At 69.7% G+C, this 15,212-nt stretch carries 14 protein-coding genes and 1 pseudogene; 3 read left to right on the plus strand and 12 right to left on the minus strand.

The annotated features are described in order from the left end of the window. Positions 1-712: 712 nt before the first annotated feature. Genes G4G29_RS01865 through G4G29_RS01885 form a run of 6 tightly spaced genes read right to left on the minus strand, consistent with a single transcriptional unit; the run spans position 713 to position 7,234 of the window. Positions 713-2,023: an acyl-CoA dehydrogenase family protein gene (locus tag G4G29_RS01865; RefSeq protein WP_183151640.1), complete on the minus strand. Its 1,311-nt coding sequence runs from the start codon at positions 2,021-2,023 to the stop codon at positions 713-715. Further along, positions 2,020-3,354 carry an ABC transporter ATP-binding protein gene (locus tag G4G29_RS01870; protein WP_345941193.1) on the minus strand — a complete coding sequence of 445 codons (1,335 nt, stop codon included), beginning with the start codon at positions 3,352-3,354 and terminating at the stop codon, positions 2,020-2,022. Before G4G29_RS01870 ends, G4G29_RS01865 begins: the two co-directional genes overlap by 4 nt. Beyond that, complete coding sequence (locus G4G29_RS23770; RefSeq protein ID WP_345941142.1) at positions 3,240-3,680, minus strand: ATP-binding cassette domain-containing protein; 441 nt, start codon at positions 3,678-3,680, stop codon at positions 3,240-3,242. The genes G4G29_RS01870 and G4G29_RS23770 overlap by 115 nt, the downstream gene beginning before the upstream one ends. After that, on the minus strand, positions 3,677-4,576 hold the full coding sequence (locus G4G29_RS01875; protein ID WP_183151641.1) for an ABC transporter permease: 900 nt from the start codon (positions 4,574-4,576) through the stop codon (positions 3,677-3,679). The genes G4G29_RS23770 and G4G29_RS01875 overlap by 4 nt, the downstream gene beginning before the upstream one ends. Then, entirely contained in the window at positions 4,573-5,541 is a 969-nt protein-coding gene (locus G4G29_RS01880) for an ABC transporter permease (protein WP_183151642.1), read from the minus strand. Before G4G29_RS01880 ends, G4G29_RS01875 begins: the two co-directional genes overlap by 4 nt. 31 nt (positions 5,542-5,572) lie before the next feature. Next, positions 5,573-7,234, minus strand: a complete 1,662-nt coding sequence (locus tag G4G29_RS01885; protein ID WP_183151643.1) for an ABC transporter substrate-binding protein — start codon at positions 7,232-7,234, stop codon at positions 5,573-5,575. Positions 7,235-7,628: 394 nt separating this feature from the next. On the opposite strand from G4G29_RS01885, the gene G4G29_RS01890 reads away from it, so the two are divergent. Next, positions 7,629-8,792, plus strand: coding sequence for an FAD-dependent oxidoreductase (locus tag G4G29_RS01890; protein WP_244632640.1), 1,164 nt, complete (start codon positions 7,629-7,631; stop codon positions 8,790-8,792). On the opposite strand, the gene G4G29_RS01895 is transcribed toward G4G29_RS01890, so the two are convergent. From G4G29_RS01895 to G4G29_RS01920, 6 genes and pseudogenes are all read right to left on the minus strand, one after another. Further along, positions 8,783-9,490: a Pr6Pr family membrane protein gene (locus G4G29_RS01895; RefSeq protein ID WP_183151644.1), complete on the minus strand. Its 708-nt coding sequence runs from the start codon at positions 9,488-9,490 to the stop codon at positions 8,783-8,785. The two genes, G4G29_RS01890 and G4G29_RS01895, sit on opposite strands and share 10 nt — an antisense overlap. Positions 9,491-9,598: 108 nt before the next feature. Continuing rightward, complete coding sequence (locus G4G29_RS01900) at positions 9,599-9,988, minus strand: DoxX family membrane protein (protein WP_183151645.1); 390 nt, start codon at positions 9,986-9,988, stop codon at positions 9,599-9,601. A gap of 29 nt (positions 9,989-10,017) precedes the next feature. Beyond that, positions 10,018-10,788, minus strand: a complete 771-nt coding sequence (locus tag G4G29_RS01905) for a ribonuclease H (protein ID WP_183151646.1) — start codon at positions 10,786-10,788, stop codon at positions 10,018-10,020. Positions 10,789-10,891: 103 nt separating this feature from the next. Then, the gene (locus G4G29_RS01910) at positions 10,892-11,140 is read right to left on the minus strand and encodes a hypothetical protein (RefSeq protein ID WP_183152733.1); all 249 of its coding nucleotides are present in this window, start codon (positions 11,138-11,140) and stop codon (positions 10,892-10,894) included. An 81-nt stretch (positions 11,141-11,221) separates the two neighbouring features. Further along, entirely contained in the window at positions 11,222-11,527 is a 306-nt protein-coding gene (locus G4G29_RS01915; protein ID WP_183151647.1) for a protealysin inhibitor emfourin, read from the minus strand. Further along, a pseudogene (locus G4G29_RS01920) lies at positions 11,502-12,570 on the minus strand (M4 family metallopeptidase). Before G4G29_RS01920 ends, G4G29_RS01915 begins: the two are co-directional and overlap by 26 nt. Before the next feature lie 562 nt (positions 12,571-13,132). Between G4G29_RS01920 and G4G29_RS01925 the strand changes: the two are divergent. Together G4G29_RS01925 and G4G29_RS01930 are read left to right on the plus strand one after the other, a co-directional pair. Next, positions 13,133-13,918 (plus strand): hypothetical protein, encoded by a 786-nt coding sequence (locus G4G29_RS01925; RefSeq protein WP_183151648.1) that lies wholly within the window; start codon positions 13,133-13,135, stop codon positions 13,916-13,918. Positions 13,919-13,982: 64 nt separating this feature from the next. Then, positions 13,983-15,191 carry a hypothetical protein gene (locus G4G29_RS01930; RefSeq protein ID WP_183151649.1) on the plus strand — a complete coding sequence of 403 codons (1,209 nt, stop codon included), beginning with the start codon at positions 13,983-13,985 and terminating at the stop codon, positions 15,189-15,191. Positions 15,192-15,212 lie beyond the last annotated feature (21 nt).

Below are 15,212 nucleotides of genomic sequence, written 5' to 3' on the forward strand. Positions count from 1 at the left end.
GAACGAAAGCCCCGAAGCGAACTGCCTGCCTGGAAGAGCACGGGCACGCGCTGGGCGCTGGGTGCGGTCAGGCTGGGACCGGCCACTCGGAACCGAGAGCCGACATGGTCGATGTAGCGCACGGCGTCCGGCTCGGCGTAGACGCGCCTGTCACGGTCGGCGGTGATCGCGTCGTCGTCCCACGACTCCAGCAGCAGGCGGTACACGACGTCGAGGAACTCGTCGGCGATCTCATACCGGGCGTCGTGCTCGATCTGATCTGCGAGGCCGAAGTTCCTCGCCGCGTTCGTGAGGTACGAGGTGACGATGTTCCAGCCGATGCGCCCCTTCGACAGGTGATCGAGCGTGGCGAGCCGTCGCGCGAACGTGAAGGGAGGCTCGTAGGTCGTCGAGAACGTCGCGACCAGCCCGAGGTGGTCGGTGGCGTCCGCGAGCGCCCCCAGCACGATGAGGGGATCGAGCGCCGGGATCTGGAAACCTTCGCGCACGGCGGTGCCGAGTCCGTCGTCGAACACGTCGTATGCGCCGAGCACATCGGCGAGGAACAGCTCGTCGAACGTCCCGTACTCGAGCAGCGAGCCGAGCTCTCGCCAGAACCCGATGTCGGCGACACGGTGACGCTGATCCAGCGGGTGCGTCCACAGCCCGTGCGACAGGTGCACGGGGGATGCCATCTCGAAGAGGCTCAGCACGAGAGGCCGATCGCGCTCGCTCACGCGGTGCCCTCGCTCTCCGAGACGGTCGCGCTTTCGTCGGCGGCACCGGCGGCGGCTTCATCGGACGCAGAATCCTGCACGGCATCCGTTCCGCTCTCCCGTGCCTCACGCTCCGCGAACGGATCGGGCAGTGCACCGAAGAGCACCCGGTGCCCGACCGCGCGCTGTCGCGCGGCGATCGGGTTGTGCACGCCGATCGTCCTGGCGTTGCGCCAGTGCCTGTCGAGTGCTCGGCTCTGCGCGACGGATGACGATCCGCCGACGTCGAAGACATCCGTGGTCACCGACAGCACCAGGGGTATCACGGCGATCTGCGCCGAGTACGCGGCAACGTCGGCCGCCTCGTACGGTTCTCTCTCCGAGACGCCGTCCAGCGCAGCGCGGTGCGCATCGTCGATCCGCTGCGCAGCGTGCAGCACGGCCGCCTCGGCCGCGAAGGCGGACCCCGCAGCTCTGCCGAGCACGGCCTGCGACAACGGGTCGTCCTGCGCCGCCGCCCCGCTGAGCAGCGGTCTCGTGCGCGAGCGTACGTAGTCCGCGGCGTCGTCGACGGCCGCGTGCCCGATACCGGCCACCACGGCGAGGAGGAAGAGCTGGTAGAAGCCGGAGATGTAGCTGCGGTCGCGCGCTCCGGGCGAGTACACCGTGAGATGTGCGGAATCGACCACGACCTCCGAGAAGGCGGTCGTCCCGGTTCCGGTCAGGCGCTGGCCGAACCCGACCCAGTCGTCGTGGACCGTGACTCCTGGGGCATCGAGCGGAACCGCGATGGTGGCGTGACGGTCCCGGTATCGCGCGGTGACGTTCGCCCAGTCCGAGAAGATCGTGCCCGTGCTGTAGTACTTCTCACCGTCGAGCACGAGGGTGCCGTCATCCTTCTCGGTGATGACGGTGTTGCTCTCCGTCGGCGCCCCGCTTCCCGGCTCGCTCTGTGCATTGCCGACCACCACGCCGGCGACGGCCTGCTCCCCCCAATGCCGGCGATACTCCGGATCCTCATGCGTGAGCCGCACCTCGAGGAAGGCGAAGTGCCCGCGCCAGATGTGGGCGACGTTGGAGTCGGCTCTGGCGAGTTCGATGAGGAGGCGGAAGAGGTCCACCGCGGATGCCCCATCGCCGCCGTACTCCTCGGGCACGCGTACGGCCCCGAATCCGGCATCCCGCAGCAGCCGGATCTGTTCGAACGGGAGCGTGCGGTTGCTCTCCCGGTCCGTCGCACCGGAGGCGATCTCGGCGAACACCGGACGGAATCGCTCGGCGAGGCGCTGGTAGGTGCTGACCGGTGGGGTCGATGTGGGGGCGGTCATATGATGCTTCCAATCGTGGGGGAGATGGGCTGGGGGGCGCCGTGGATGCGCGGGATCGCGGCGAGGAGCTCCTTCGTGTAGTCGGCCTGCGGGCGGTCGAACACGTTCGACACCGAGTCGTGCTCGACGACCTTGCCGTTCTTCAACACGAGCACTTCATGGCTGATCGCGTTCACGACGCCGAGATCATGCGAGATCAGCAGAAGGGCGACCTGCGTCTCCTGCTGGATGCGGACGAGGAGATCGAGGATCTGCGCCTGGATCGACACGTCTAGTGCCGACACCGGCTCGTCGCCGACGATGATCGTCGGTTCCAGAGCGAGAGCCCGGGCGATCGCGACGCGCTGGCGCTGTCCGCCGGACAGCTGCAGCGGTCGCCGGTCGAGCAGCAGCGCGCTCAGCTCGACGTGGTCGAGGAGCTCACGGACGCGCAGTCGACGGCCGGTGCGATCGTGGCGGCCGAGCACCCCGACCGCCTCGGTCAGGATCCGATCGATCGAGTGCCGCGGATCGAATGAGCTCAGCGGGTCCTGGTACACGGCCTGGATGCGCTGACGGAGAGCGGATCGCTCGCGTCGTTCGACATCCGTCCAGCGGGTGCCGACGACTCGGACCTCTCCGGTATCCGCTCTCTCCTGGCCCAACAGGATGCGGCCCGCCGTGGTCTTGCCCGATCCGGACTCTCCGACGAGCCCCAGCGTGCGACCCGGGTGCAGGGTGAACGAGACATCGTCGAGCGCCCGCAGCGCGGACCCGCCCGGAAGGCGGAACGTCCGGCTGATGTGGTCCACCTCCGCCACGGTGACACCGGCCGAGGGAACAGGCCCGTCTTCGAGCGCGGCACGATCCACGACGGTCGCGGCCCGCCGTGGGCGGTGCGAGGGGATCGAGGCGATGAGCCGGCGGGTGTAGGAGTGTTCGGGCGCGGCGAACACGTCGGCGGTCGTGCCGGTCTCGACGATCCTTCCGTCCTTCATCACGATCACTCGGTCGGCGATCTGCGAGACGACGGCGAGATCGTGGGTGATCAGCAGGAGCGTGCGCCCCTGTTCCTTGAACAGCTCGAGCAGGCGGAGGATCTGCGCCTGCACGGTCACATCCAGCGCCGTCGTCGCTTCGTCGAGGATGAGGAACGGCGGCCGTGCCGCGATGGCACTGGCGATCAGGGCACGCTGGCGCAGGCCGCCGGAGAGCTCGTGGGGGCGCTGGTGGCGTCTCAGCTCCGGCTCGGGCACTCCGACGTCTCGGAGCAGCGCGTGCACCTCGTCCCGCCGACGCGAGGCGTCCCAGGCGAAGTGCTCGCGCAGCGGTTCTTCGATCTCGCGGCCGATCGTCCGGAGGGGTCGAGCGAGACGAGCGCGTCTTGGAGGACGAATCCGATCTCGCCTCCGCGGATGCCGCGCCAGGCGCGCTTCGAGGCCGTCCGGAGATCGTGGTCGCCGAAGCGCAGCGCGTTCGCGCTCACGCCGCTGTCCGGACCGGTGAGCCCGACGAGCGTGCGTGCCGTGACGCTCTTGCCCGACCCGGATTCGCCGACGATCGCGACGGTCTCGCCGGCCTCGACCGAGAACGAGATCCCGTGGACGACGTCGAGACGATCCGCGTGGCGACCGAACGAGATGCGCAGGCCCGCGACGTCGAGAAGGGGTCGGCTCATCGCTTTCCCTCCAGACGGCGCTGCAGTGTTCGGCCGATCGTGGTCGTGGAGACCACCAGAGCGGTGATCGTCAGCCCGGGGAAGATGCCGTACCACCAGGCGCGCTCGAGGAAGTTGCGTGAGATCGACAGCATCGATCCCCACTCCGGGGTGGGCGGCGCGACGCCGAGACCGAGGAACGTGAGCGCAGCTCCGGCGAGGGTCGCCGTGCCGACGCCGATCGTCGCGAGCACGAGCACCGGACGGATCGCATTGGGCAGGACATGGTGCAGGGCGATCCGCGTGGGGCTGAGACCGATGCCGCGCGCCGCCTCGACATAGCCCGCGTTGCGGATGGCGAGGGTCTGGCCGCGGACGAGTCGCGCGTAGCTGGGGATTCCCGCGATGCCGATCGCGAGCAGAGTGTTGAGCAGCCCTCCACCGAAGATCGAGATGATGAGCAGAGCGAGCAGCAGCTCGGGGAACGCGAGCGACACATCGGTCACGCGCATCAGCAGGGCATCCAGGAACCGATTGCCGAGTCCGGCGGCGAGCCCGATCAGACTTCCGATCCCCAGCGCGATGATCGTCGCGCCGATGCCGAGGAACAGCGCCGGCTGGGCGCCGTAGATGATGCGGCTGAGCACGTCGCGTCCGGCTTCGTCGGTACCGAGCAGATGAGCGATGCTCGGCGGAGCGAGGACGTTCGACGTGTCGGTCGACAGGGGATCGAACGGGGCGAGGGCGGCAGGGGCGATGGCCGCGAGCACGACGACGGCGAAGAAGGCGACCGCGATCCAGAAACCGACCGGGTATCCGCGAAGGGTGCGCCGCCGCCGTGTGCGGTGTTCGTCAACGGGATCGGTCGGCGTCTGCGCGAGGACGAGACCAGGTGGGGCGAATTCTGTCACGCTCATGCGTGTGCCTCCGTTCGGATGCGCGGATCGATGAGCGGGTAGAGCAGGTCGACGATGAAGTTGACGCCGACGTAGGCGGTCGCAGCGAGGAGCACGAGCCCGAGAACGAGCGGGACATCGCTCGCGTTCGCGGCCGTCACCAGGACGCGGCCGATACCCTGCCTGCTGAAGAGCGTCTCCGCGATCACCGCACCCCCGAGCAGGCCGCCGATCAGGAAGCCGGAGAGCGTGCTGAGGGGGATCAGCGCATGTCGCAGCGCGTGACGGAGCCGCACGGTCACCTCGCTCACGCCGCGTGTACGCGCGGTGATGATGAACGGCTCGTCGAGGGCGTCCTCCAGTGCCCCGCGGAAGACCTGGATGAGAGCGGGAGCAGTGCTCAGACCGATCATCAGCGCCGGGAGGACGAGGGTCGCTGGGCCGTCGCTGCCGACGGACGGCAGCAGGTGCAGGGAGTAGGAGAAGATCGTCAGCAGCACGATGCCGATCCAGAATCCCGGTGCCGACAGGAAGAAGATCTCGACGACCGACGACACACGGTGCGGGATCGGACGCTTCGCGGTGAGCAGCGCGACGGCGACGGTGAGGACGATCGTGACGAGCGCTGCTGCGCCGGCGAGCTGCAGCGTCGGGCCGAGCTGCTCCCCGATGATGTCGACTACCGGAAGGTCGCGCTGATACGAGGTGCCGAGGTCTCCGGTGAGAAGTCGTCCGAGGTAGGTGCCGTACTGCGCCCAGAGCGGCTGATCGAAACCGTATTGCTCGCGGATCGCCGCTTCTTGATCGGCGGTGAGGCTGACCTCGGCGCCGCCGACGACGGCGTACACCCGGTCTCCGGGGAGGACGTAGAGGGCCACGAAGGCGAGGCTGATGGCGCCGAAGAGCACTCCGATGCCGCTGAGGGCGCGCAGCGCCGCATGGCGCAGATACCCCGTCACCTGGTGGGCGGTTCGTGTCGAGGTCATGGGGCTCCGGGGGATGGTCGCCGGCGGAAGGTCACGAACCCGCGCCCTCCTTCCAGGTGTTGTAGAACCAGAGGTTGCCGTAGGCGCGGTCGAATGCCAGACCGTGCACGCTGTCCTGCGACGAGACCAGCGAGGGCCGGTAGTACAGCGGGATCGAGGGGACGATCTCGGTCAGGCGCTCCTGCGCCTGCGCATACAGATCCGCGATCTCGTCGGCGTCGGTCGATGCCCGCGCGGTCGCGACGAGTTCATCGAGTTCCGCATCCGCGGTGTTGGTCTGATTGGTCCCGCGGCGCTCAGGTGTCGTGACCTCTGTCGAGCTGTACTTGATGAACAGGACGTCGGCGGTGTTCGTGGTCCAGATGCCGGCGCTGATGTCCTGCTCGCCTGCGGCGACGCGGGCCTGCTGATCTTCTGACGAGAGCAGATCGATCTGCACCTCGACCCCGATGTCCTTGAGCTGGTCCTGCACGATCTCGAGGATCTGGTTGGCCTGCGTCACGTCACCCGTCGTGGGGAAGTAGAGCGACAGGCGCTGGCCGTCCTTCGTGCGGAACCCCTCGGAGTCCACCTCGGACCAGCCGGCGTCGTCGAGGATCTCATTGGCCTGATCGACGTCATGGGTGAATGTGGCGGTGCTGTTCTCGGCGTAGTTCGGCGTCGAAGGCACGAGGAAGCCGTCCGCCACCGTCCACTGCCCGAACGAGACCGCGTCGATGATCGCCTTGCGGTCGAGGCCGGCGAAGATCGCCTGCCGCACCGCCTGGTCATCGAGAGGAGCATTGTTCTCGTTGAGCCACAGCGAATACGGATGGCCGGGACGGTCGAACCTGGTGAACTCGAGGCTGTCGTTGCTCTGCACCGATTCCACGCTCTGCGGCGGAGTCCAGTCGATGACATCGAAGTCGCCGGCCACCAGGCCGTTGTAGCGCACGCTGTCTTCGGCGACGAAGCTGATCTCGATGCCGTCGAGGTAGGCGGCGCCCGTCCTTCCGGCATCCGACTCCGGCGCCCAGCCGTAGTCGTCGTTGCGCTCGAGAGTGAGGGACTCGTCCGCCCGCCAGTCGACGACCTCGAACGGTCCGGTGCCGATCGGGTGATCGACGATCGTCTCGGGCGCCTCGGTGAGCTGCTTTCCCGAGATGATGCTCAGGTAAGCCTGCGACAGCACGTTGATGAGCGCGGAGTACGGTTCGGAGAGGGTGATCTCCAGGGTCAGGTCGTCGATGGCCTTCGAGCTCTCGTACGGCCCGAGGTACGACGCCTGCAGCGGCGCCGCCGTCGCGGGGTCGAAGATGTGCTCGATGTTCTGCTGCACGACCGCGGCGGTGAGCGGCGAGTCGTCCTGGAACGTGATGTCGGGGCGCAGGTGGATCGTGTACACGCGGCCGTCGTCGGAGAGATCGTACGACTCGGCCAGCAGGCCCTCGAAGGTGCCGTCCTCCTTCTGCCAGAACAGCGTGTCGAAGATCGCACGGAAGATGAGCGGGTCATTCGAGTTCCCCTGCTGGTGGGGGTCGAGGTTGGTCGGTGCCCACGCGTTGAGAGCGAGCTTGAGTGTTCCTCCCGCTTCGGGCTCGCCACTGTCGGTGGGTCCGGCGGAGCCGCCGGTGCTCGTCGAGCAGGCGGCGAGCGTGATGGTGAGCACAGTCGCCGCGATCGCTCCGAGCAACCGATTCCGGGAAGTCGTCATGGCCGCTCCTTGCGGTGGGGGGTCTTGGTGGTGAAACGCTATGTGAGGTGCGAGTACCGGCCGACGGGGGAGTCGGGGCGTTACCGGCGGTTACCCCGGGTTACCCGCGCCGTCGTTCTGTGTCGCATCCGGGGAGGTCCGGACTGCTCGGCGGGACCGAGCGCGCCGCACCGCCACGGCGGTGTTCGGGATAGGGTGGCGACACGATGAGGATCACGCGCCGTACACTGCTCCTCGGCGCCGGAGCCGGTGTCGCTTCGGTGCTTCTCGCCTCGTGCACCCCGGAGCCCGCGCCCACCCCGACGCCCACCCGCACCCGTGAGCCGGAGCCGCCCCCGGGGTCCCCGCCCCCGCCGGCAGCATCCGCAGCGGCTGGACGACAGACCCGTTCGCCCTGGGTGCGGCCAGCTTCACACCCGTCGGCGTGCTGTCGGACACCCGCTCCGCGCTGGCGACGCCGGTCGACAAGCGCCTCTTCTTCGCGGGAGAGGCGACCGACACCGAAGCCCCCGGCACCGTGCGCGGTGCGATCGCGTCGGGGACGCGCGCCGCCGAAGAGGTCTTGGTCCCGGCGACGTCGGGCGAGCGCATCGCGGTGGTCGGCGCCGGACTCGCCGGTGCAACGGCCGCGGCGCTGCTCGCCGAGAACGGGCTGCAGGTGACGGTCGTCGAGGCGAGGGACCGTGTCGGCGGACGGGTGTACTCCCGTACCGACGACTCGTGGCCGATGCCGGTGCAGCTCGGCGCCTGGCTCTTCGGCGAAGATGACGGCGACGTGCTCGACCGCCTGAGCAGCGGTGACATCGGCATCGTCGACCTCACCGGCGCACGATGGCGGACCCCGGACGGCGACACGGAGCCGGTCGACCCGCAGCCGTTCGACGCCGCGATCGCGACGGCGCAGGCTGCTCCCGAGGACACGTCCGTCGCCGATGCGCTGACCGCCGCGGGCATCGACCCCGCAGACCCCGCGACCGCCGCACTGCTCGGGATCCTCGCGACCCGCACGGGAGCCGGCGCCGACGAACTCTCGAGCTGGTTCGCCCCGCCGCTCCCCGCGGGTGAGCCGAAGGCCGCGACGGGCGACCTCACGCCGTTCATCGAACAGGCGCTCGACGGCGTCACCGTCGGCCTCAACTCGCCCGTCGCAAGAGTCGCGTACGACGATTCGGGCGTGAGCATCCGCCTCGGCACCGGGGAGGCGCTGTCGTTCGACCGCGTCGTCGTCACCGTGCCGCTCGGGGTGCTGCAGGATCGGAGCATCGAGTTCGAACCGCCGCTGCCCTTCTCCAACCGCGGCGCGATCGCGGCACTCGGCATGGGCGCGATCGAGACGGTCTGGCTGCGCTGGGAAGAGGCGTTCTGGGACAGCGAGGAGACGATCTGGCACGCGGTCGGCGCCGACGTGGCGATTGCGACCTGGATCAATCTGCGACCCGCGACGGGTGAGAACGTGCTCGTGGGGATCGTCGGAGGGGCGGCTGCGGCGGAGCTCGCGCAGCTCGATGAGGACGAGGCCATCGAAGCCGCCCTCGCCTCGCTCTCGCTCTACGTCTGACCGACGCGCTCGTCGATCGGCACCTGCTCCTTCGTCGATCTCCGCGCGCTGTGCTCCGCCTCGCTGCGCAGCCGTCGCGGCAGCGGCATCCTGCTGATCAGCACGAGCACCGTCGCGACGGCGGCGAAGGTGCCGAGGGCGATCGCGGCGGAGACCAGGAACTCCACGGGCCCGCTCACCTGGCGCGGGTCGAGGAAGTAGTACGGGTACCAGCCGATCAACGGTCCGCGGATCATCGTCGCGATGCCCCACAGCACCGGGTACGCGAGAGCCACCGGCACCACCCGCCAGGGCACGGAGCGATGCCCCGGCGCGAGCGCCCAGGCGGCCACCGTGACGGCGGGGAGCCAGAAGTGCAGCACCTGATCCGACCACGGCACGTCGATGCGGATGCCGCGGAGACCGGCCTGCCACACCAGGATCGCGAACACGAGACCCGCGGTGATCGTCCAGGTCAGCACGAGCGCGAGCGCGACGGTGAGCCACCGCGGATCCCTCGCGCGGCGGAGGGCGATGACGCCGGCGATGCTCAGCAGCACGACGAAGGCGATGTTCGACTGGTTGGTCAGGTAGGCGAAGAAGTTCTGGCTCGCGATCGTGTTCGACGCCAGGCCCCACGCGAGCCGGTGGATGAGCGCCACGAGGCAGACGGCGGCGGCGCCGAGGCGGAGCAGGCCGAAGACGGTGCGGGCCTTCACCGCTGCGTCACCCGCCGTCTCCTCATCCGCCGAGTCTACGGAGGGGTGCTGCGCGAAGCCTCATCGAGGCCGGCCGATGTCCCCGGCCTCGCCAGGGGAGGAGAAGGGTCAGCGGCGGCGTGCGCGGGTCGACCACAGGGCGAGCGCGACGAGCACCGGCTGGAAGAACAGGCGAACGAAGCGCTTCATGTCGGTGTCGAGGCCGAAGCCGTCGCGATGGTGCATCCACTGCGCCACGTTGCCGGGGAACACCGCGACGAAGAACAGTGCGGCGATCACGCCGACCGTGCGCCGGCGCTTGCGCGCCAGGAGGAGGGTGGAGCCGAGCGCGACCTCGGCCACGCCGGAGGCGAGCACCGTCGTATCCGGATCGAGGGGCAGCGATTCGGGTACCTGCGCCTGGAACTCCTCACGGGCCACCGTGAGGTGGGAGACGCCGGCGAAGACGAGGGAGGCGCCGAGGAACACGCGGCCGATGGTGCGGGCAGGAGTCGACATGGTGCGAGTGTACGCCTCGGCTTCTGCGCTCAGATCAGGCGTCGGAGCGCCTCTTCGAGCGAGATGCCCTGGGCCTCGGCACGGTCACGCAGCCGCGCGTGCTCGTCGGAGGAGAGCGGGATGCGCAGCTCGATCGGGTCGTCCTCGGGGGCGTCGAGGCCGTCGAGCAGGTCGGAGGGTTCGGCCCACAACGGCTCCGCGACCGAGGTCGACGCGGCAGCGGAAGACGGCCGTGTCGGCGAAGCGGATGTGGCCCCGGACGCCGGCGCCGGCGCGGTGGATGGCGCGTTCGCGGCGACCGGTGCCGACGCGGCGACCGCGGCTCCGGCATCCGTTCCGCGGGTGAAGCCCGGTCCTCGACGCGGTTCCTGCTTCTGCTGATACGCCTTCGCCGCGGCGTTCGCACGTTCGTCGGCGGCTTCGTTCAGTGGGTGGCCGGCGTGGCCTTTGACCCAGGAGAATTCGACGTCACGGCCGCGGATCGCCTCGTCGATACCCTCCAGGAGGTCGCGGTTGAGCACGGGCCCGCCGTCGGACTTGCGCCAGCCCTTGCGCTTCCACCCCGGCATCCACTTGGTCACGGAGTCGATCACGTATCGGCTGTCGCACTCGATCAGCAGCTTCTCGTCGGTGCCGGCGGTCGCGCGCAGCAGCTCGAGCACGGCGCGCAGCTCGCCCTGGTTGTTCGTGCCGTGCGGGGACCCGCCTGCCGCCCAGTTCGCGTCGTCGATGTACCAGGCCCACCCGTTGGGGCCGGGGTTGCCCAGGGCGGAGCCGTCTGCGGCGGCGGTGATCGTCATCCCTCAACCGTAACGGTGGGCGCCGACGCGGAATCACGTCGAGGTCGCACGGATACGCGGGAATCCTGCGCCGCGAGGCTGCATCTGCGACGGCAACCGAGGATCAGTCCTTCCCGGGCCCGGGCTCGGGCTCGGGCTCGCGGCTCTCGATCGAGACGGCGTCAGGGGCCGGGGGTGCGACCGGGAACAGCACGGAGCTCAGGTCGCCGCTGGCCTCCGCGCCGAGGCCGATCGAGAGCGGATCGACGACGGGTGCCGTGTCGAGGATCTCCGATTCGGAGCGCTCGAGCGGCTCAGACGGCAGAATCCACTGGTTCTCTTCTTCTTCAGGCTTGTGCTGGAACAGTCCCATGGGTTCCATTGTGACCCCGTGCTCGGCCGGGAGCACCGGATTCACACGGGATTGATCGGATGACGCGCCGACGACGAACCGTCAGGCGGAGGCTGCGCGTACGGCTTCGACCAGTGCGCGCCAGGGGCCGTCGAGCGCCGAGTCGGGCAGCTCGCGCTCGCGCCGTTCCGAGGGTGTGCGAGCGCGGATGCTCCAGACGAACCGGTCGGCGCCGCTGTCGGCCTCGGTCTCCTGATCCCACGGGCAGCTGTCGATGAGGTCGATCCACTCCACGGCGTCGTCGGACTCCGCCTCCACGCGCCACTGACGGCGGATGCCGGCGATGCCGCCCGAGCGCACGACCGCGATGACGACCTGGGCGTCAGTCGGTGGAGGGGACTCGCTCATCCTCATAGACTCCCACGCGCGCCCAGGCGCGTCGAGCGGCGGCAGCCGTGGCATCGTCGATCGCCGTGGCAGCGGCGACTGTCGCATCGGCGAACTCGGTGAACGTCGCGGTGCTCGACAACCCGCCGGTGAGCGCCCGATACCAGGTGGTGCCTGCGCGCTCCCAGGCCTTGCCGCCGAGGTCGATCGCGAAGAGGGCGAACGCGCGGTTGGGGATGCCGGAGTTGATGTGCACCCCGCCGTTGTCTTCGGTCGTGCGGACGAACCCGCTCATATGGTCGGGCTGGGGTCTCGGCCGAGCTCGTCGTCGTCGTACGCCGTGCCGGGAGCGATCATCGACCGCAGCGCTGCACCCTCGACCGCTTCGGTGAAGATCTCGGCGCCGATGAGCCAGGTCGCCTCGTCGGCGGACTGCCCGAGTGCGTACTGCTCGGTCAGCGCCCCGAACACGTCGGCGATCGACTCGTTCAGAGCCCCCGGCTGACCTTGGTACTCGAGGTTGGCGGTGTGCTGCACGACACCGTGGGCGAGCTCGTGACCGATGACCGTGAGCGAGCCGGTGAAGCCCTGGAACACCTCGCCGTCGCCGTCGCCGAACACCATGCGCTCTCCGTCCCAGAACGCGTTGTCGTAGTCGACGCCGTAGTGCACGGTGGCATCGAGGGGCGCGCCCGCGTCGTCGAGGGAGTTGCGCGCGAACGCGGCCAGCAGCATCTCGAACGTCGCGCCGAGCCCGTCGAAGGCCTGGTTCGCCGCGTCGTCCGCCACAGGGGCGTCGTCTTCGGTGCGCACCACGACTCCCGGCAGCTGCTGCGTGTTGGCCGCGTCGCTGATCGTGCGGTTCGGCGCGTCGGACAGCTGCGCCACGAGGTCGCCGTTCTCGTCGATCGACAGGTCGATGCGCGCGCGGAACGGCGGTCGGCCGGCGGTCAGCGTCTGACGCGCCGCTGCGGCCGCTCGGGGAAGCGGCCCGACTCGGCCAGACGCGCGAGCAGGTAGGACGGGACCACTCCATGACGTCGTGCGGGTGCTGTGCTGCTCATGCTGAGACCCTACGCCGGGGCGCCGACGTCGGGACCCTCCCGGCGCGCAGTACTCGCTGTCGCCGGCATGATCCTCGACTTGAGATTGAGAATCGTTCTCAATAAGGTGGCAGAGTCATGAAGCTCTCCACTCTGCGCCGCGCGGCGCTCCTCCCGTCCGCCCTGGCCCTGCTCCTCGCGGCCACCGCCTGCACCCCTCCTCGGCGCCGACGGAGAAGTCGACCGCACCCTCGGCGCCGTCGACACCCGATGCGCACGGCATCGACGCCGGCGCCGCGGCCGAGGTCTCGACCCCTGCGCTGGCCCTCGTTATCGCCGACCGGGACGGCGAGGTCACGCTCCTCGACCTCTCCTCCGAGGAACGCTCGACGCTCGCCCCCGCGGCGCACAGCGTGACAGGCGTCTTCGGCGACGGTCGACTCGTCTTCCGCGAGCACGACGAAGGCGAAGCATCCTCCGTCGAGGTCATCGACTCCGCGCGCTGGACGATGCCGCACGGCGACCACACCCATTCCTTCCGCGGAGAGCCGCGGAGTCTCGGTCGCATCGAGGGGCAGGGGAGGTGCGCGCGACGACGAGCGGTCAGCAGACCACCGTCGCCTTCGAGAGCGGGGAAATCGTCCTCCTCGCGCACGACGACCTCGGCGAGACCGTCGATGCGACACCCCGCCTCGTCGTCGACGCGTCAGGGCCGGTCATGCCCTTCGCGGACCGGCTGCTCGTCCCCACCGCCGGCAGCTCGATCGAGATCATCGACCTCTCGGGCGACCCCGCACCCGGAGAGAGTGCCGCGTGCACCGGCGCATCCGATGCGGATACCACGCGGGTCGGCGCCGTGTTCACCTGCGACGCCGGGGCTGTGCTCTTCACACGAGAGGTCGGCGGCGCGCTCGCCGCTGAGCCGATCCCCTTCCCTGTCGAGGCCCCGCCGCCGACGACTCTGTCCGGACGCGCGGATCGGCCCGACCTCGCCGGCGTCGCGGGTGAGATCGGAGCGTGGCTGCTCGATGTGCGCGAGCGGCGGTGGACGCTGCTCCGCTCGGAGGTCCCGTTGATCCGGGCGGTCGCGCTCGGCGACGATGGCAGCCGCACGGTCGTCCTCGACATCGACGGTCGGGTGCGGGTGCTCGCCCCGGACGGGGAGGTGCTCGTCCGGACCGAACCGCTGTTGGCGGCATCCGTCGCCGCTCCCGCTTTGCGCGATCGCGTGCAGCTTGTCGTCGACGCGCGCCATGCGTACCTCACCGACCCGGCCGACGGGGCGGTGCACGAGATCGATCACCGCGACGGCCGCGTCGCCCGCACCTTCACCGACCTGGACCCCTGGTTCGTCCAGCAGGTCGGCTGATCCTCGACGACTCCGTCGTCGTCGCGCATCCCGCGCACCCACCCAGAAGAAAGAGAGACGATCCATGTCCCGACCCCGCAGCCGCCTCGCGAACGGCGCCCTCGGCCTGATCGCCGCCGTGGCGCTCGCCGGATGCGCGACGACCGCGCCCGGTGCCGAGAACTCCGATGCCCCTGCCGCCGAGGAGCACCACGAGGGCGACACCCGCATCGCCGTTACCTACGACGGCGGTGTGCTCGTGCTCGACGGCGAGACACTCGACGTCGTCGGGCAGGCCGAACTCGGCGGCTTCCTCCGTGTCAACGACGCCGGCGACCATGACGGACACGTCTTCGTCTCCGCGGATGACGGCTTCCACGTGCTCGACTCCGGTCTCGCATCGGGCACGGTGACGTTCACCGGGAGGTGTTCCGATGCCGTCGCGCCCGGCCATGCCACCCCGCACGCAGGACGGACGGCGCTGTTCGACGACGGCACCGGCGAGGTGCAGATCTTCGACACGGATGCCGTGGGCTCTGGCACGCTCCCGCCGACCGACACCCTCACCTCGGACACCGCCCACCACGGCGTCGCGATCGAACTCGCCGACGGCACGACCCTGTCGACCATCGGCACCTCCGAGACGCGCAGCGGCGTGCGGCACCTCGCGGCGGACGGCACCGAGCTCGCGCGCGACGAGCAGTGCCCCGGCGTGCACGGCGAGGGGGCGCTGAAGGACGAGGTCGTGATCTTCGGCTGCGAGGACGGCGTGCTGGTGTTCGACGCGGGCGCGTTCACCAAGCTCGATGCGCCGGACGACTTCGGCCGCACGGGCAACGCCTACGTGACGGAGACCAGCTCGATCGCGTTCGGCGACTACAAGACCGATCCGGATGCCGAGGGCTACCTGCTGTCACAGCTCGTGCGCGTCGACACCGATGCCGGGGAGATCTCGGTGGTCGATCTTCCCGGTGACCTCCGGTACACGTGGCGTGGTGTCGGCCGCAGCGGGCATGACGATGTCATCGTGCTCGGAGCCGACGGCACCCTCTCCGTGCTCGACGAAGACGGAGCGCTGCAGGAGTCGTGGCCGGTCATCGACGCGTGGGAGAGCCCGACCGAGTGGCAGCAGCCGCACCCGGGGTTGCGCGTGGTGGGCGACATCGCCTACGTGACCGAGCCGTCGAAGAGCCGCATCCTCGCGGTCGACCTGCACACGGGAGAGGTGTCGGCCGAAGCCACCCTCGACGTGGTGCCGAACGAGTTCGTGGTGGTCGGCGCCGCCGGGCACTGACCCGGATCCGTTCGGCGTGAC

The sequence above is a fragment of the Microbacterium sp. Se63.02b genome, from assembly GCF_014171575.1.
Lineage (GTDB): Bacteria > Actinomycetota > Actinomycetes > Actinomycetales > Microbacteriaceae > Microbacterium.